Origin of the sequence: Atopomonas sediminilitoris (assembly GCF_022601735.1) — a bacterium.
Classification (GTDB): Bacteria; Pseudomonadota; Gammaproteobacteria; order Pseudomonadales; family Pseudomonadaceae; genus Atopomonas; species Atopomonas sediminilitoris.
This window is the reverse complement of the sequence record NZ_JAKUMM010000003.1, coordinates 133,472-149,045: the sequence shown is the minus strand read 5'-3', so window position 1 is coordinate 149,045 and position 15,574 is coordinate 133,472. Positions and strand designations below refer to the sequence as shown.

Annotated in this window: 18 protein-coding genes; 13 read left to right on the top strand and 5 right to left on the bottom strand. The window is 58.7% G+C overall.

Annotated features, from left to right (window positions below; genetic code table 11):
- Window positions 1–88 precede the first annotated feature (88 nt).
- Window positions 89–1,111: an AraC family transcriptional regulator gene (locus tag MKI83_RS05385; protein WP_241583871.1), complete on the top strand. Its 1,023-nt coding sequence runs from the start codon at window positions 89–91 to the stop codon at window positions 1,109–1,111.
- On the opposite strand, the gene MKI83_RS05380 is transcribed toward MKI83_RS05385, so the two are convergent.
- A complete protein-coding gene (locus MKI83_RS05380) occupies window positions 1,044–1,904 on the bottom strand; it encodes a lysophospholipid acyltransferase family protein (RefSeq protein WP_241583869.1) in 861 nt (286 codons plus the stop codon). The genes MKI83_RS05385 and MKI83_RS05380 overlap by 68 nt on opposite strands.
- Window positions 1,904–2,662 carry a GNAT family N-acetyltransferase gene (locus MKI83_RS05375; RefSeq protein WP_241583867.1) on the bottom strand — a complete coding sequence of 253 codons (759 nt, stop codon included), beginning with the start codon at window positions 2,660–2,662 and terminating at the stop codon, window positions 1,904–1,906. Before MKI83_RS05375 ends, MKI83_RS05380 begins: the two co-directional genes overlap by 1 nt.
- 122 nt (window positions 2,663–2,784) lie before the next feature.
- Here MKI83_RS05375 and MKI83_RS05370 point away from each other — a divergent pair, with 122 nt between their 5' ends.
- From MKI83_RS05370 to MKI83_RS05345, 6 genes are all read left to right on the top strand, one after another.
- The gene (locus MKI83_RS05370; protein ID WP_241583866.1) at window positions 2,785–3,681 is read left to right on the top strand and encodes an acyl-CoA dehydrogenase family protein; all 897 of its coding nucleotides are present in this window, start codon (window positions 2,785–2,787) and stop codon (window positions 3,679–3,681) included.
- A 101-nt stretch (window positions 3,682–3,782) separates the two neighbouring features.
- Entirely contained in the window at window positions 3,783–4,880 is a 1,098-nt protein-coding gene (locus MKI83_RS05365; protein ID WP_241583865.1) for a serine hydrolase domain-containing protein, read from the top strand.
- 10 nt (window positions 4,881–4,890) lie between these two features.
- Window positions 4,891–5,214, top strand: a complete 324-nt coding sequence (locus MKI83_RS05360) for an amidase (protein WP_241583864.1) — start codon at window positions 4,891–4,893, stop codon at window positions 5,212–5,214.
- Between the two features lie 25 nt (window positions 5,215–5,239).
- A complete protein-coding gene (locus tag MKI83_RS05355; RefSeq protein ID WP_241583863.1) occupies window positions 5,240–5,815 on the top strand; it encodes a YceI family protein in 576 nt (191 codons plus the stop codon).
- A gap of 1 nt (window position 5,816) precedes the next feature.
- Window positions 5,817–6,968: a phospholipase D-like domain-containing protein gene (locus tag MKI83_RS05350; RefSeq protein WP_245399665.1), complete on the top strand. Its 1,152-nt coding sequence runs from the start codon at window positions 5,817–5,819 to the stop codon at window positions 6,966–6,968.
- 91 nt (window positions 6,969–7,059) lie between these two features.
- Complete coding sequence (locus MKI83_RS05345) at window positions 7,060–7,665, top strand: DUF2846 domain-containing protein (RefSeq protein WP_241583862.1); 606 nt, start codon at window positions 7,060–7,062, stop codon at window positions 7,663–7,665.
- Between the two features lie 74 nt (window positions 7,666–7,739).
- On the opposite strand, the gene MKI83_RS05340 is transcribed toward MKI83_RS05345, so the two are convergent.
- Complete coding sequence (locus MKI83_RS05340; protein WP_241583861.1) at window positions 7,740–9,263, bottom strand: fumarate hydratase; 1,524 nt, start codon at window positions 9,261–9,263, stop codon at window positions 7,740–7,742.
- Window positions 9,264–9,489: 226 nt separating this feature from the next.
- On the opposite strand from MKI83_RS05340, the gene MKI83_RS05335 reads away from it, so the two are divergent.
- From MKI83_RS05335 to MKI83_RS05325, 3 genes are all read left to right on the top strand, one after another.
- The gene (locus MKI83_RS05335; RefSeq protein WP_370867353.1) at window positions 9,490–10,626 is read left to right on the top strand and encodes a GGDEF domain-containing protein; all 1,137 of its coding nucleotides are present in this window, start codon (window positions 9,490–9,492) and stop codon (window positions 10,624–10,626) included.
- On the top strand, window positions 10,613–11,551 hold the full coding sequence (locus MKI83_RS05330; protein WP_241583858.1) for a 2Fe-2S iron-sulfur cluster-binding protein: 939 nt from the start codon (window positions 10,613–10,615) through the stop codon (window positions 11,549–11,551). Before MKI83_RS05335 ends, MKI83_RS05330 begins: the two co-directional genes overlap by 14 nt.
- Before the next feature lie 62 nt (window positions 11,552–11,613).
- Window positions 11,614–12,387 (top strand): enoyl-CoA hydratase, encoded by a 774-nt coding sequence (locus MKI83_RS05325; protein ID WP_241583856.1) that lies wholly within the window; start codon window positions 11,614–11,616, stop codon window positions 12,385–12,387.
- On the opposite strand, the gene MKI83_RS05320 is transcribed toward MKI83_RS05325, so the two are convergent.
- Together MKI83_RS05320 and MKI83_RS05315 are read right to left on the bottom strand one after the other, a co-directional pair.
- Window positions 12,384–13,316: a universal stress protein gene (locus MKI83_RS05320; protein ID WP_241583854.1), complete on the bottom strand. Its 933-nt coding sequence runs from the start codon at window positions 13,314–13,316 to the stop codon at window positions 12,384–12,386. The genes MKI83_RS05325 and MKI83_RS05320 overlap by 4 nt on opposite strands.
- Before the next feature lie 81 nt (window positions 13,317–13,397).
- Window positions 13,398–14,192 carry a tetratricopeptide repeat protein gene (locus MKI83_RS05315; RefSeq protein WP_241583852.1) on the bottom strand — a complete coding sequence of 265 codons (795 nt, stop codon included), beginning with the start codon at window positions 14,190–14,192 and terminating at the stop codon, window positions 13,398–13,400.
- A gap of 114 nt (window positions 14,193–14,306) precedes the next feature.
- Here MKI83_RS05315 and MKI83_RS05310 point away from each other — a divergent pair, with 114 nt between their 5' ends.
- The 3 genes from MKI83_RS05310 (at window position 14,307) to MKI83_RS05300 (ending at window position 15,563) form a co-directional block, all read left to right on the top strand.
- Window positions 14,307–14,690: a tetratricopeptide repeat protein gene (locus MKI83_RS05310; protein ID WP_241583851.1), complete on the top strand. Its 384-nt coding sequence runs from the start codon at window positions 14,307–14,309 to the stop codon at window positions 14,688–14,690.
- Window positions 14,691–15,137 (top strand): DUF4124 domain-containing protein, encoded by a 447-nt coding sequence (locus MKI83_RS05305; RefSeq protein WP_241583850.1) that lies wholly within the window; start codon window positions 14,691–14,693, stop codon window positions 15,135–15,137.
- A 63-nt stretch (window positions 15,138–15,200) separates the two neighbouring features.
- Window positions 15,201–15,563 carry a PilZ domain-containing protein gene (locus MKI83_RS05300; RefSeq protein ID WP_241583849.1) on the top strand — a complete coding sequence of 121 codons (363 nt, stop codon included), beginning with the start codon at window positions 15,201–15,203 and terminating at the stop codon, window positions 15,561–15,563.
- The last annotated feature ends 11 nt before the right edge of the window (window positions 15,564–15,574 follow it).

The window sequence follows — 15,574 nt, the reverse complement described above, 5'->3', positions numbered from 1 at the left end:
AGCATGCGCGCATAAATTGTCCGACAATAGGCTTGGCGTGGGCAAGATATCGTCATATTGTGACAGCTTGTTTTGGCAGAGATGACGTATGCATACCCCGCAAGCCTGGTTACAACCGGCCCTGCACCCGGTCTACGCACGCTTATTGTGTGCTGAGTTACGCCGTAGACAGTTCAGCCAAGCGCAGATATTGCAGGGCACACGCTTGGAATGGACGCGTTTGCACACCGAGTCGCAACAGCTGAGTTACGAGCAAATGCGCCGTTTGGTGATGCGGGCTCTGGCGCTCACTCAATGCCCATGGCTTGGCGTGTTGGTAGGGCAACAAACGCCAGCGTCGGCCCACGGCGCCTTAGGCTACGCGGCCGCATCCAGTGCGACCTTGGGCGAGGCGCTGTTGTTGATGCAGCGTTATTCGGCGTTGCGCATTGGCTTTGCCCGCTTTGACTTCAATGCTCGGGTGCCGGGCGAGCTATTTCTTATTGAAACCCTCGCCCTAGGCAGTTTGCGCGAGTATTTGCTCGGGCAGTTGGTCAGCGGGTTTTTACGCTTTTTAGAAGGCTTGATCGGGCAGCCGCTGCGCGATCACATTGTGTTGCGTTGGCCTTTTGCTGAGCCAGCCAACAGCGAGCCCTACCGTGCCTTGGCTGTACACACGGAATTTGCCGCCGAGACCTTGTCGGCACAGTTGCCGGTGGGCCTGTTGCAGCAACCCTGTATGGGCGCCGATGCCAGTACCTTGCAGCTGGCGTTACGCCAGTGTGAGCATCAGCGCCAACGTTTAGAGCAAGGCGGTAGTTTGTCGGAGCGGGTGCGTTTGCGTTTGCTGCGCTGCGACGGCAGCTACCCGACCTTAGAAGACATGGCCAACCGTGAGCACATGTCAGCGCGCATCTTGATTCGCCACCTGCACGAAGAACACGTCACGTATCAGCAATTGTTGGATGAGGTGCGCGCAGAATTGGCTTGTTGGCTGCTCGGGCAACGCGAGCTCAGTGTGCAGCGCATTGCCGAGCAGCTGGGGTATCAGGATGCATCCAACTTTAGCCGTTGCTTCCGCCGTTGGCTGGGACAAACCCCGCGTGACTATCAGCAGTCACTGCCGCAGTAGCGCCGGCATAACAGACGATATTGTCGCGCGCGGGGCCATGCTCCACCGCGTGTTGCACCCGTGCTTGTAAGCGCTTGCCCAGTTCACGGCGGCTTTCCTCGTCAGCGGGCCTTTCTAGAGCTAACAGTTGCAGCTGCACCTCGGTGCACGGGGCTTGCAGCAAGCGCCACAAGTGCGTGTGCAGGGCGTCGTCACCAATGAAGGGGGCTAAGTCGTCGCGCGCGCCATCACGGCGGTAACGCACTGCCGCCAACTGAATCGGGCTGTTGTTGCCATCGCGGCAACTTAATAAGCGCGAATGAAAGGTGCGCACGCTACGCCCATCCGTGGTGGTGCCTTCAGGGAAGACTAAAACGGACTGCCCTAGGCTTAGTCGCTCGCCGATCACCTGCGTGAGCGCTTGGGCGTCACCGCTGCCGCGTTGAATAAACAACGTGCCGGCTTGCTCGGCGAGCCAGCCAATGATGGGCCAGTGGCGCACTTCTGCTTTGGATAAAAACGTCAGCGGGGTGCAGCTGCCAAGCACCGCGATATCAAGCCACGACACATGATTGCTCAACCACAGCGCTGGTACATGACTGGGCAGGCCGTGGCGCTGAATCCGCAGGGGCAGGCACGCACACAAACCGCGTAACCAAAACTGTGTAAGGCCTTGGCGCTGAGCCAGCGATAACGGCTGGCGCAACCCTTGGCTTAGGCTGACTAAGGTAGCCAGCAGCAGTCCGACCACGGTCCACGCCAGCAAGCGCGGCACGCGCCATGCCAACCGCAGATAACCCATCAGCGCATCCATCACACAGCCGCCTTAAAGTGGCGTGCGTAACGTGGGCACAAATCTTCGCGTTTGAGCAGGATAAATACGTCGGCGACTTGGAAGTCTTCATCCCAAGCCGGCTCGCCGCAAATCTTTGCGCCTAAGCGTAAGTACGCTTTGAGCAGGGCAGGCACTTCGGCGGTGACGTTATCGCCCAGATTGAGGTGCGGCAGCTCGCGGCGCGGTTCGGCACGCAGGTGCTCGTGGCATAGGTAGCGGCTGCGGATTCGTTGCATCACTGCATGCGCTTGCACGCCGCCATCCCGCATGGGAATGCTGGCGCAGCCCATCAGGTAACGGTAGTTGCCGCTGTTAAGGATCTCCGCCAAGCCGGCCCATAGCACGGCGATGGTGGCGCCGTTACGGTACTCGCTGGCGACACAGGTGCGGCCTAACTCTAGAATCGGGCCGTCCAGCTGGCTTAAGCCCTGCAAGTTGAATTCTTGCTCACTGTAGAAATGGCCTAAGGTTTGCGCCGCACGGGAATCCAACAAACGCGTGGTGGCGACCAAGGCGCCGCTGGCCTGATCGCGCACGCCGATGTGGCGGCAGGCCGGATCAAAGCGGTCGCTATCTAAACCGGCTTCGGCGCCGCTTAATTTGGCTTGATACTCTTCGCTGAACACGCGGTAGCGCAGTGCTTGCGCCTCTTGCAGTTGCGCCTGGGTTAGTAGTTCCACACACTGCAAACGGCGCGCGGGGTTACTGGCTGTGGCGGCATACGAGGTTGCTGACATGGCGGTACTCTCCTGAACGAGCGCCGTTGAAACGGCTTATGGTTTATGCACTTCGAACGCTAGAAGCACGGCGTGTCAGCCCTGTGACTAGGCTGTGATCATTGTGTGACAAGGGGGATACGATGGATTGGGCAAGCTGGCTGCAAAACCGCGGCATAGTCTCAGCAGATCAAGGGCTTGGCGTGTGCTACGAGCAACTGCTGGCGCAGTTACCGAGCCATTCGCCGTTGGCTTTGGCCTTGTTGGGCGGCAAAACGGCGGCTACCCCAGGGTTGGCTTTTCTCACGGGTTACCAAGCGGCCTTGCGCGCCTTGTGTCCGGCGGCGCCGCAGGGGCTAGGCGCTTTGTGTGTGACAGAAAACAAAAGTGTGCGCCCCAACGACATGGCCTGCCGCTGGGATGGTCAGCAGCTCAATGGGCGTAAAGACTTTGTGACCGCCGCCGATGCCGCGCAGTGGGTTTTGGTCGCCGCGCGCTGTGAAGCCCCCGAGCAGCCGGCGCAAATTCGCCTGCTGGAGCTGGATTGCGATCAAAGCGGGGTGCAGGTCGAGCTGTTGCCGGCGCTGGCGATGATGCCGGACATCGGTCATGCACGGATTCACTTTGCCGCAGCACGCGCGCGTGTGTTGCCTGGCGATGGCTGGGATGAGTACGTCAAACCGTTTCGCAGTATTGAAGATTTATACGTGCTGACCGCCACCGTGGCCTGGCTGTTTGGTGTGTTGCAGCGGGCCGAGTGTGACGAGCCTTTGCGCCTGCAGCTGCTTAACCTGCTCAGCGCCTGTGCAGAGCTAACTCGGCATGATGCACGGCAGGCCGATACACACTATTTGCTGGCGGGCGCGTTTAGCCAGTTCAGCGCCCTGCGCGGGCCGATAGCTCAGTGCATGGCCGCGCTGGATAACCCTGCGGCCGCTCTGTGGACGCGTGACCAAGCGTTGTTGTCGTTTGCGCAAAAAGCTCGCGATACCCGGCTGGAAAAGGCGCGCCAGAGCCTTGGTCTTGATCGCGTGCAGTAATTCGTGCAGCGCGAGAAGGGTTTTCTTTACGGTAATGATTGCCCTATGGCTCTCGTGCTACCTTCTGCTCGCTTGCGTTTAGACAATAAGAAGGACATCGCATGAGAGCCCTGTTGCACTGCACCCTACTGTTGGCCAGCTTGGTCACCAGTGCTGTATCCGCCGAAGAGCGCTGGCCCGTGCCCGAGTGGGTCGTGGCGTTGCCGGTGGCCGCCGAACGTGTTCAAGCATTACAGGCGTATGCCTTCCCTGAGCGCGATGATGCAGCCCGCACCGGGGTGCGCACCGATGCGTTACTGGTGATCAAAGACGGCGAAATCGTTTACGAGCGCTACGCGGGTGAAAACAGCGCGCAAACCCCGCATTTGTTGTGGTCAGTGAGCAAAAGCGTTTGGGCGACTGTGCTCGGCGTGGCGCAGCAGCAAGGCGTGTTGAGCTTGGATCAGTCGGTGTCGGAGCATTACCCGCCGCTCAAGGCGCATCCGCAGATTACCTATCGTCATTTGTTGCACTGGGCCTCGGGCTTGGACTGGGCCGAGGACTACGAATACGCACCGCTGAAATCCTCTGTCGTCGCCATGCTGTATACCCGTGGTCGCCAAGACATGGCCGCTTTCACCGCTGCGCATCCGCAGGGGGTTAAGCCGGGCATACGCCACAGCTACTCCAGCGGTGACAGTAATCTGCTCGGTGCTGCGCTGAAGCAGCCCTTGGCTGAGCGTTACGCCGATTACCCGTGGGAGGCTTTGTTTAACCCCTTGGGCATGCGCCATGTCAGTTTTGAGGCTGACGCCAGCGGTACGTATGTGGCTTCGTCTTACGCCTATATGACCGCGCGTGACTTGGCGCGCTTAGGCTTGCTGATGCAGCGCGATGGTCGCTGGCAAGATCAACAGTTGCTGGCGCCTGAGTGGGTTAAGTTCAATCGCACCTTGTTTGAACATGCCACGCAAACGCAACCCGCTGAAGCGTTGCCCGGTGGGCATTGGTGGTTGAATGCTGAGTTACAGGGCCAACGTGCTTGGCCGGATGCGCCAACGGATGCCTTTGCTGGGCTTGGGCATTGGGGGCAATCCCTGACGGTTTTACCGAGTGATGGTTTGATTGTGGTGCGCTATGCCGATGATCGTGACGGCAGCTACCAGCACAACACCTTGTTACGTCACGTACGGGCAGCTTTTGCTGCCGCAAAGCCTTAAGGAGGCCGATATGTTGAAGCTATTGGCTAAAGGTTTTGGCCTGTTTTTGCTGGTTGTGGTGTTGCTGGGCAGTGTTTGGGGCTGGCAAAACCGTCAGCACTTGGCAGCGTTTCCCGATATTTTGCCGGCCTACACGGCCAAAGAGTATTGCTCGTGCCGGTTTACGGCAGGTTATAGCGCGGACTATTGCGCAGGCTTTACACGGCAATGGTTGCCGCTTAAGCGCCTGTCGGTGGATGAGACAAACCGTCACGTGACGGCCGAAGGCATGGGCCGTACCCACACGGCACGCTGGTTGGGCGAGCGCCAAGGTTGTCAGCTGCAAACCCCGTAACCGTTAGCTTAAGCAGGATAAGAAGATGCCACGCTTTTTCATGCTCTTGTTGCTACTGGGCTTAACGACTGCGGCTCAAGCGCGCTGGTACTTAGACAGCGAGTCCTCACGCATTAGCTTTGTTGCCAGCCATGCCGGTCAGGTTGCCGATGTCAGCCGTTTTCTGAAGTTGCACGGTGTGGTTGAAGAGGCCGGTGCGGCCACGGTGCGTGTTGAGTTAGAAACCGTGAGCACTAACGTGCCGCAGCGCGACGCTGAGCTGCGCCGGCGGGTGTTCCAGATAGCCCAGTATCCCGAGGCGACGATCACTGCAGCGTTAGACACCAGCCATTTCATGGCCTTGGCGGACGGCGCGCAACAAGAGGTGCGCCTGCCGCTGACCCTCAAATTAGGCGGCCAGCAGGTGGTGCTAAACAGCGAGCTATTAGTAACGCGCTTGGACGCTTTTCGCTTTCAGGTGGTGACGCTGGCTCCGGTCGTGTTGTCGATGGATGACTTGGACTTGGCCGCTACCTTAAAGCCTTTGGCTGAACTGGGCGGGGTCGACCGCATCAATGCAGCGGTGCCGGTGACTGCGGTGCTGATCTTTACTCGGCGCTGATATGCCCATCGATGCCCCTTTGCTGCCTTGGCGCAACGATAATCAGTTTGAGTTGTTGATCGATGGGCCGTGCTTTATGCCGCGCATTTTGTCGGTGCTACAAGGCGCACAGCGCAGCATCGATATCTGTTTGTATCTGCTGGAAGACGGCCTGTGCGCCAGTGCATTGCTGAATGTGTTGTGTCATCAAGCTGAGCACGGTGTTCGCGTGCGCTTGCAGTTGGATGCCTTGGGCAGTCGCCGTTTAGGGCAAACGTGGCGCGAGCGCTTGCTCGCGGCCGGTGTGCAATTGCGCTGGTTTAATCCGCTGCGCTGGCGGCGTGGGCTCAATAATGTGCAGCGGGATCACCGTAAATTACTCCTGATTGATCAAAGCACCGGTTTTGTCGGCGGCATGGGGGCCACCGATGAGTTTTGGACGCCAGAACCGTGGCCGCGTCAGTGGCATGAGGTCATGGTGCAGATCACCGGGCCTGTGCTGGTTGATTGGCAACGCTTGTTTGATGAACATTGGGATGAGACGCCGGGGCTGTCCTGGCGCGCCTTGCGCCGTGCGCGTCGGCCATGGTGGCCTGCTGCCGGTGCCGGCATGGGGCGCGTTGCCTTTGCCGGTTATGAGCGCCAAGGCGATATCCTGCATAGCCTGTTGCAGCGACTGAAATTGGCTCAGCAACAGATCTGTATTGCGACACCGTACTTCTTACCCACCTGGTCGGTACGTCGGCAGCTGATCAAGGCGGCTAAGCGCGGGGTAGCGGTGCGCTTGTTGCTTACGAGCGCGCATACCGATCATCCGCCCGTGCGCTACGCTGGGCAGCGTTACTACCGCCGTTTGCTCAAGGCCGGTGTGCAGATTTATGAGTACCAGCCGCGGTTTTTGCACCTCAAAGCCGTGTGGGTAGATGACTGGGTCAGCATTGGTTCGTGCAATTTCGATTACTGGGGCCTGCTGTTTAATCTCGACGCCAACCTTGAGAGCCTTGATCCAGCGCTGGTGCGGCAAGTCAGTGACATGCTGCAAGCCGATTGTGAGCAAAGCCATGACGTGCAGCTGGACGCTTGGTTGGCGCGCTCGCGCACGGATCGACTGAAACAGTGGTTGTGGGGCTTGCCCGATCGCTTGTTGGTCAATCTATTAGACCGCCGACATTAACCGCCGATCTTTAGGCTGGCCTTTGGATGGGTGAGCAGCGCGCTAGCGCCAAGGTACGCTGTAGCGATAACCACAAAAACGAGGAAGCAGTATGCGCCGTTGGGCTGTTATCTGCGCATTCAGCGTGCTGGTCGGCTGTACAACGCCCGGTGCTTATTTCACCCCTGTGCAAGGCAAAAGCTATGCGCCCGAACCTGCCGTCGACAGCGAGCGGGTGCTGCTGGTGTTGTATCGCCCGCAAAGCCAATGGGCTGACCAAGAGCTAGAAGCGCCCGGACTGTTCGTTAATAACCAGTTGGTGGCAGCGCTACCCAGTAACGGCTATCTGGCGTTAGAGCTGGATTTGGCCGTGCATCGCGTGGAAATGCGGCGCCCTTTAGGCGGCACGTATTGGACGCTGTTGGCTGAGGGCCCGTTTGACTTCAATCGCATCGCCAGTTTTGAGCTGAATCCCGAAGTGGGCGAGGTGTATTACCTGCGCTACGACGAGCTCAACCCACCGCCGAAAGTGAGCAAGGCCGGTGCCTTTGGTGAAGGGCCGTTGCAGTTGGTGGATGCCGATTTGGCGTTGGAAGAGTTGCCGGCCACCAAACAAATTCAAGCGCGCCAGCGCGTGGCCGCCAGTGATGACTTAAGCCGTGAGCAAGAGGGCTTCTGGCGCAGCGTAGGCCGTGCGCTGGATAAGATCGGTATTTAATCGCGCACGAACGATACGCTTAAAAACCATCACGCCCGGCATGCCGGGCGTGATGGTTTGGGGGTTGGCGAAGCTTACTTAAGCTCAACCGCCAAGCTTTCGGCGATCTTCTTCTGCCACAGCGCAGGGCCGGTGTTATGCACCGATTCGCCGTTGACATCGACGGCCACCGTCACCGGCATGTCTTTGAGTTCGAACTCGTAGATCGCTTCCATGCCCAGTTCGGGGAAGGCTAGCACTTCGGACTTCTTGATCGCTTGCGCTACCAAGTACGCCGCGCCGCCGACGGCCATCAGGTACACCGCTTGGTTGTCCTTGATCGCTTCGATGGCAATCGGGCCGCGCTCGGATTTACCGATCATGCCCAAGAGGCCAGTGCTTTCCAGAATCTGGCGAGTGAACTTGTCCATCCGCGTTGCGGTGGTCGGGCCGGCGGGGCCAACCACTTCGTCGCGCACCGGATCAACTGGGCCAACGTAATAGATAAAGCGGCCTTTGAGATCGACCGGCAGCTCTTCGCCTTTGTTCAACATGTCGACCATGCGCTTGTGCGCGGCGTCGCGGCCGGTCAGCATCTTGCCGGACAGCAGCAGGGTTTCGCCCGGCTTCCAGCTCTTCACGTCTTCGCGGGTGACGGTGTCGAGGTTGACGCGGCGCACGCTGTCGCCGATTTCCCAGACTACATCTGGGTAAGCGCTCAGGTCTGGCGCTTGCAACTCGGCGGGGCCGCTGCCATCCAAGGTGAAGTGCGCGTGACGCGTTGCCGCGCAGTTGGGGATCATGCACACCGGCAAGCTGGCGGCGTGGGTTGGGTAATCTTTGATCTTGATGTCCAGTACGGTGGTCAAGCCGCCCAAACCCTGTGCGCCGATACCCAGCTGGTTGACCTTCTCGAACAGCTCCAGACGCAGCTCTTCAACACGGTTTTGCGCGCCGCGAGCTTGCAGTTCGTGAATGTCGATCGGGTCCATCAGTGATTCTTTGGCTAGCACGGCGGCTTTCTCGGCGGTGCCACCGATGCCAATGCCGAGCATGCCTGGCGGGCACCAGCCGGCGCCCATGGTTGGGACAGTTTTCAGCACCCAGTCGACGATCGAGTCAGACGGGTTGAGCATGGCCATCTTGGACTTGTTTTCCGAGCCGCCGCCTTTGGCCGCGACGTGGAATTCGATCTCGCTGCCGGGCACGATCTGGTAGTGAATCACCGCCGGCGTGTTGTCTTTGGTGTTTTTCCGCGCACCGGCAGGATCAGCCAGAATCGAGGCGCGCAGCACGTTGTCGGGGTGGGTGTAGGCGCGGCGCACGCCTTCGTTGATCATGTCCTCAAGGCCCATGGTGGCGCCTTCGTAGCGCACATCCATACCGACTTTAACGAACACAGTGACGATGCCGGTGTCTTGGCACAGTGGACGGTGGCCGGTGGCACACATGCGCGAGTTGATCAAAATTTGCGCCATGGCGTCCTTGGCCGCTTGCGAGGCTTCGCGCTCGTAGGCCTCGTTCATGGCCTGAATAAAATCTACCGGATGGTAGTAAGAGATGAACTGCAGGGCGTCGGCGACGCTCTGGATCAAATCGTCTTGCTTAATGGCGGCCATGCTTGGCGTGCTCCTCGTCAGGCAGCCCGAAACGGGCAGGGGGGCTAAAGGGGCGCTTGGCAACCTGCGGCGCAGGTCGGAGCGCTCTAGGGCGCCTCATTATAGCCCCAGCCAGCGGTATGGCCTACCGTGCATTGCTTAGCCAATGGTTTGACGCTGGTAGGCTGGCGTTAGTGCGGGTAAAGTTTGGCAAACGTGCGGTAATCCGTATTGGGGGAAGGAACCCATGAGCGCAGAGCGACGGGGTGGGAAGATGCAGGTATCGCAAGCCTTGCGCATGCGTCGCTTTGCTATGGCTGCGGGCAGCTATGTGCTGGTGATGCTCATCGTATGGGCCGCGTACTTCACAGGGCATTATCGTGGCGGCATTCAGGTGCTGTCGTGGAGCACGATCGCGGCATTGGGCTCGCAGTTACTGTTGTATGTGGCCTTTCTTCAGCGTTGGAATCTACGTTGTGCCGAGCCGAGCTTAACTTTGCCGCAAGTGTTGTTGGGCTTGGCTTGGCAAACCTTCTTTATCAGCCAGCTAGACGAGTCGCGCGGCTCGATGCTGGTGATCTATATCTTGATTTTGCTGTTTGGCGCTTTCGAGCTAGCGCCACGGGTATTTGCGGCCTGTTGCGCGCTGGCCTTTATCGGTTTTGCGGGCGTGCAGTTGACGGTGATGTGGGGCGAAGGGCAGAACGCGGCGATTGGTTTGTCGCTGGATTTATTAGTCTTCGCGGCCGTGTTGGGCTGGCTGATTTTTTTCGCCTCGTACGTGCAGCGTTTGCGTGCCCGTATGCGGATGCGTCGTGCGGCGTTGCAAGCGCATCAAGATACGCTGCGCGGCATGATGCGCCAGTTGCAAGACATAGCCGCCACCGACGAGCTGACCGGCTTATGCAATCGCCGACACTTTATGCGCGTGGCGCAAAGTGAGCTAAAGGCTCTGCCTGCGCGCGAGCGGCTAGGGGTGGCGCTGATCGATTTAGATCACTTCAAACGCATCAACGACCAGTTCGGCCACGATGCCGGTGACCGTGTGTTGCAAACCTTTGCTGCGGTTGCCGGCGCTTGTTTGCGCGAGGACGACTTGCTGGCGCGTTACGGGGGCGAGGAATTTGTTCTGCTGATGCGCCACGGCACGCAAGATCATTTAGACGCCTGCTGCGAGCGCTTGCGTGAGGCCTTTGCTCAGGCAGAACCCTTGGGCGTGAGCTGCACTCATCTGAGCTTGTCGGCCGGGATGACCTTGTTGTTTGCCGATGAAACGATTGAGCAAGCTTTAAAGCGCGCCGATTTGGCGTTGTACGACGCCAAAGGCAATGGCCGCAACCGCTGCGCCGCGCGTTGGCGTGAGGGTGAGCATGTCGACTCTTGAGGTTGGCGAGCGCGTATTGACGGCTACCGACGGCGAGCTGTTGCTCGACGTGTTGTTAGCACAGGGTGTGCCCGTCGCGCACAGCTGTCGCGCCGGCAGTTGCCACGCCTGTTTGCTGCAATGCCAAGCTGGCAGTGTGGCTGATCCTGCGCCTGAGCTATTAAGCGCTGTGCAATACCAAGCCGGCTGGCGTTTGGCGTGTCAGTGTCGGGTGCACGGTGATGCGCGCTTAGCGCTGTTTGACCCGCAGCACGATGCGATTCCGGCCGAGGTTACCGCCTTGCAGTGGCGTGGTGAGGTGTTGTGCCTGCAATTGCACCCCGCACGCGGGGTGCGTTATCAAGCCGGGCAGCATATTCAGCTGTACGTGGCTGGGGTTGCGCGACCTTACTCCTTCGCCGCGCCGCCTGATGGCCAAGGGCGCTTGTGGCTGCACATTAATTGCGCCAAGCCAGGGGCGATGAGTTCGGCGCTGCACTCCGTGACGCTTGGGCAAACCGTGCATGTGGGTTTGGTGCATGGCGGGGCGTTGGGCTATCTGCCGGAGCTGGCGGATAAACCCTTATGGCTGATCAGTGCCGGCACCGGTTTGGCGCCGTTGTATGCGGTGCTACAAGCGGCACATCGCGCGCAGCATGGCGCGCCTATTCATTTGTGGCAGGTCTCGCCAGCGGGTGAGTGTTATTGGCAAACCGAGCTGGACGCTTTGGCGCAGCAGTGGTCGAACTTTACTTGGCAATCGCTGGCACGGCCTGATTGGCCTGCGACTTTGGCCGATATGCGCCTTGAGTCGCGGCAAGTGCACGCCCTAGTCTGCGGTTCAGACAATTTTATTCAGGCGGTCAGCCGTCGTCTGTTTTTAGCCGGTCTGCCGCGCCGCCAGTTGCATGTGGAAGCCTTCCTGACGCGTTCGCTCAGCGAGTAGCTCGGTTGCGCCGGCTCGGCAGTCACCCAGAGAGTCGCCCAAGGAGTCACAGGGGAGCCGTTATGAGCCAGCCGATCCTAATAACGCACGAGCAGGGCGTACTGACGCTCAGCTTCAACCGTGCCGAGAAAAAGAACGCCCTGACCGCTGATATGTACCGCCTGCTTGGGCAAGCCTTACGTGAGGCCGATGCCGATAGCGCCGTACGCGCGGTGTTGCTGCAAGGTGATGCGCACTGCTTTACCAGCGGCAATGACGTGCAAGACTTTCTCCAAGCGCCGCCCAACGGCCCCGACGCGCCCGTATTCTTGTTTATGCAAGCGTTGCTGGAGTGCCGTAAGCCTGTGGTCGCAGCGGTTAATGGCTCTGCGGTGGGGATTGGCACGACGTTATTGCTGCACTGCGATCTGGTGTTTGTCGGGCCTGAGGCTAAATTGCGCATGCCCTTTGTGAATTTGGGCCTGTGTCCTGAGTACGGCTCCAGTCTTTTGGTGCCGCTGCGCTTAGGCCATGCCAAGGCAGCTCAGTTATTGCTGTTGGGCGAAGCATTCGATGCCGAACAAACGGTAGCCTTGGGGTTTGCCAATGCCTGCCTGTCCTCGGGCGAGGCCTGCTTGGCGCATGCGCGTGAGCAAGCGCTGCGCTTCACGCAACTGGCGCCGCAGGCGGTCATGCAGACTAAGGCGCTGATGCGCGCGCCCTACCTTGAGCAGTTAAAACAAGTGATTGCCGAGGAGGGCGAGCTGTTTGTTAAGCGCTTGCGCAGCCCCGAGGCCATGGAGGCGCTCAGTGCCTTTATGCAGCACCGCGCCCCGGATTTCTCCCGCTTTGCTTAGTGGGCGTTGGGCGCCTTGAAATGATCAGGCTTGAGAATCAATAGCTCGCAATCGACTTTATCCAGTACGCGTTCGGCGGTGTGCCCCAGGAGTGCTGTATCGAGCTGCCCGCGTGCGACCGCGCCCATAATCAACAGGTCGATGTGTTGCTGGCTGACAAAATCCGGCAGCACGTCTTCGGCGTAGCCTTCAATCAAGTGCGTTTGCGGTAATGGCACGGGGCGCTGAGCGATGACCTTTTCAAAGGCTTCACGATGCTGCAGGTGGCAGCGGCGCACATAGCTGTCATAGTCGCTGACCATTTCCACATCAAACACCAAGCTGCGTGGCAGTGGTGCGAAGGCGTGCAGGTAGTGCTCTTCTAGAGCTAGGTGCTGATTGAGATGGCTTGCCCAATGCAAGATCTTGCGGTCTAGCCCGGCGTAATCTTCTTGCTGATGCAGTGGATCGACTGCGGCTAACAGGCGTTTGCCTGCCCAAGGGCGGTCACGCACTAACCACAGTGGTACGGGGCAGCGGCGAATCAGTTGCCAGTCGTTACCGGCAAACAGCCAGCGTTTGATCGCGCCAGTTTTGTGCGTGGCTTTAAACAACATGTCGCAAGGCTGCTCGGCAAGGTGCTCGAGCAAGGTGCTAACCCAATCGCGACCCCATAGACACAGGCAGTGCACGGTGACGCCGAGCTTGATCGCTTCGCCGGCTAAGCCTTGTAGTTCATGGGTGCGTTGTTGCAAGTACGACTCGCGCAGCTTGTGCAGGTCTTGCAGGTCAAACAGGTGGCTGCTGTCGAGTTCGCTGCGGTAGGCGATGGCCAGTAGGGTTAGCTGCGCACCATCGGCCAGCGCGAGTTGTGTCGCGCGTGCAATGGCCGGGTGAGCTTGTTGAATGTGCGCTGGATCAACCAGCACCATGACACGGCGAACGCTCATGACTACCTCCGGCGGTGGGGCTTAGTTCCACCTTACGCGGATGTCAGTCATGAGTATTGATCTTAATCACACGGCCGCCGTTTAAGGTTGCTGGTTGAGGGCGCGATCAATATGGCGGCTGGCTTTGCTGGCGAGCGGGCTGTCGGGGTATTGCACCAGTAAGCGCCGTAAATAGCCGATGCCCTTGTCGCGGTTACGGCGAGGGTTGTCGGCCGCGAGCTGCATCAGGCCCAGCTGAAACAATGCGTTTTGTTTGAGCGAGGCTTGTACTGCGGGGTCGGCCAGAGCCAGCAAAAACAGCTCCTCGGCTTCATCAACGCGGTCTTTCAAAATGGCGCGGCGCGATAACAGCGTCAGGTCTGGGTCGAGGCTGGCGCGGTTGAGATCAAGGTCTTGTTTAGGCTTCCAGCGCGCTAACAACTCGCGTGAGGTCTTCTGCACAGGGCTTTCAGCGCGCTGGCGAATCATCAAAATCCGTGCCTCGGTGCGCTCGGCAGCGCGACTGGCGGGGAACTCGTTGAGCAGCTTGTAAAATACATTCAGCGCATGCTGATCATCGCGCTCGTCGTTATAGCGGCTCATATAAATCAGCCCGACTTGGTACAAAGCAATGGCGCGCACTTCGGTGCTGTATTGCGTGTTGTAGTAGCCGCTCATGAACAATTCTTCAGCTTTGGCACTCTTGTTGTCGCGGATGGCTTTGGCGGAATAGGTGAACAAGTCGCCTTCATCTTCTAAGGCGGCGGCCATCTTATTGCTCTTGAGTTCCTTCCACTTTTCCACTTCGTGGGTGGTGACTTGGGCAATAAATAACGGGGTAGTGGGTGCGCAGGCGGTGAGTAACACACAAATAAGCAACAGGGGGGTGTAACGCATAGCGAACTCCTTAACGCTGAAAACTTTACCTTGCCGCGACTGGAGAAACTCGCACGCTCGCCGATAATGGGCCTATAACGGGGCTGGCGTGCCGGCATCAATGGAGGATAGATAATGCGGATTTTGAGCCTGATTGCCACTGCGCTTTTGGTTAGTGGCTGTATGCGCTGGTCGCTGGATCGTTACTTGGATTCGGCCTACGAGGCTTATGAGCTGAGTAATTGCGCTGAAGTACGACTGTTGTTATCCAAGGCTGAACGCGAGTCGCGCTCGCGGCCGTACATGCAGCCTGAAATCTCGTTATTGCGTGGCCAATGCCTTGAGCGTGAAGGCCTGTATGCCGACGCCCGCGAGACATATCAATACATCATCAGCCGCTATCCCGTGAGCGAATATGCCTATCGCGCCAAAGCAAGGTTACAGACGCTAGACCAGTTGGGTTACGGCACGACCGTGCGTACAATGCCGACACCTGTAAGTAAGCCTGAGATGAAATAAATGCCAAGGATGTGCGCCGCCCTGATGGGCTTGTTGTTGTGTTCACCGCTGCTGGTTCAAGCAGAAATTTATCGCTGGGTTGATGCCGAGGGGCGCGTGCATTTTGGCGAGCGGCCGCAGGGCAGTGGCGCGCAAACGGTGCACGTTAAGCCGCAGGTGATTGAAAGCGATGAGCACACGCGCGAGAGCCAGCAGCGTATGCAACAGATATTGAATGCCCGTGACGGCGAACGTGCCGATCAACAGGCTAACCAGCAGCAACAGCAAGCCGAACGCGCGCAGATGCAAGCCAAGTGCGATAACTTGCGCGGCGAGTTGGATAATGTGAAACGCGGTGGCGCGTTTTATCGTTACAACGATCAAGGCGAGCGCGAGTACTACAAAGACAGCGAAGTGGATGCCGCTCGTCAGCGAATGGAAGAAAACTACGCCCGTTATTGCCAGTAGGCCTTTGCCAAGCTGGCCGATAGCCACAATACTGACATCATCCTAACTTTCGATAAGGTCAGTATGTCGCGCGAGCAAAGGCACATCCAACGCCAGCAATTGCCCTATTACTTGAAGGTGTTTAATCGCATTACCGACAAGCCAATGGGTTATTTGGGCAACGTTTCCAGTGATGGCTTGATGTTGATCAGCCAGTTGCCACTGCTCACGGGCGTTGAATACCAACTGCGGCTTAAATTGCCGGGCTGCAATGGCAAGTTGTGCACGCTGGATCTTCAGGCGCATTGCCATTGGTCGCGCGAAGAGGCTACGCCCGGCTATTACGACTCGGGGTTCTCTGTGGCTAAAGCGCCGGCTGAGTTTGCCCAGTTGGAAGGTTTGCTGCGTAGCTACTTTAGTTTTCGTGGCCTGCCGGAGTCGGCCTAATCCGCACGCGG

Bases quoted from the DNA above. Each gene is read 5' to 3' on its own strand.
- MKI83_RS05335 (WP_370867353.1), top strand. From the start codon at position 9,490: ATGAGCGCAGAGCGACGGGGTGGGAAGATGCAGGTATCGCAAGCCTTG.
- MKI83_RS05315 (WP_241583852.1), bottom strand. From the start codon at position 14,192: ATGCGTTACACCCCCCTGTTGCTTATTTGTGTGTTACTCACCGCCTGC.
- MKI83_RS05305 (WP_241583850.1), top strand. From the start codon at position 14,691: ATGCCAAGGATGTGCGCCGCCCTGATGGGCTTGTTGTTGTGTTCACCG.
- MKI83_RS05375 (WP_241583867.1), bottom strand. From the start codon at position 2,662: ATGTCAGCAACCTCGTATGCCGCCACAGCCAGTAACCCCGCGCGCCGT.
- MKI83_RS05350 (WP_245399665.1), top strand. From the start codon at position 5,817: ATGCCCATCGATGCCCCTTTGCTGCCTTGGCGCAACGATAATCAGTTT.
- MKI83_RS05365 (WP_241583865.1), top strand. From the start codon at position 3,783: ATGAGAGCCCTGTTGCACTGCACCCTACTGTTGGCCAGCTTGGTCACC.
- MKI83_RS05330 (WP_241583858.1), top strand. From the start codon at position 10,613: ATGTCGACTCTTGAGGTTGGCGAGCGCGTATTGACGGCTACCGACGGC.
- MKI83_RS05355 (WP_241583863.1), top strand. From the start codon at position 5,240: ATGCCACGCTTTTTCATGCTCTTGTTGCTACTGGGCTTAACGACTGCG.
- MKI83_RS05360 (WP_241583864.1), top strand. From the start codon at position 4,891: ATGTTGAAGCTATTGGCTAAAGGTTTTGGCCTGTTTTTGCTGGTTGTG.
- MKI83_RS05325 (WP_241583856.1), top strand. From the start codon at position 11,614: ATGAGCCAGCCGATCCTAATAACGCACGAGCAGGGCGTACTGACGCTC.
- MKI83_RS05345 (WP_241583862.1), top strand. From the start codon at position 7,060: ATGCGCCGTTGGGCTGTTATCTGCGCATTCAGCGTGCTGGTCGGCTGT.
- MKI83_RS05320 (WP_241583854.1), bottom strand. From the start codon at position 13,316: ATGAGCGTTCGCCGTGTCATGGTGCTGGTTGATCCAGCGCACATTCAA.
- MKI83_RS05300 (WP_241583849.1), top strand. From the start codon at position 15,201: ATGTCGCGCGAGCAAAGGCACATCCAACGCCAGCAATTGCCCTATTAC.
- MKI83_RS05385 (WP_241583871.1), top strand. From the start codon at position 89: ATGCATACCCCGCAAGCCTGGTTACAACCGGCCCTGCACCCGGTCTAC.
- MKI83_RS05340 (WP_241583861.1), bottom strand. From the start codon at position 9,263: ATGGCCGCCATTAAGCAAGACGATTTGATCCAGAGCGTCGCCGACGCC.
- MKI83_RS05310 (WP_241583851.1), top strand. From the start codon at position 14,307: ATGCGGATTTTGAGCCTGATTGCCACTGCGCTTTTGGTTAGTGGCTGT.
- MKI83_RS05370 (WP_241583866.1), top strand. From the start codon at position 2,785: ATGGATTGGGCAAGCTGGCTGCAAAACCGCGGCATAGTCTCAGCAGAT.
- MKI83_RS05380 (WP_241583869.1), bottom strand. From the start codon at position 1,904: ATGGATGCGCTGATGGGTTATCTGCGGTTGGCATGGCGCGTGCCGCGC.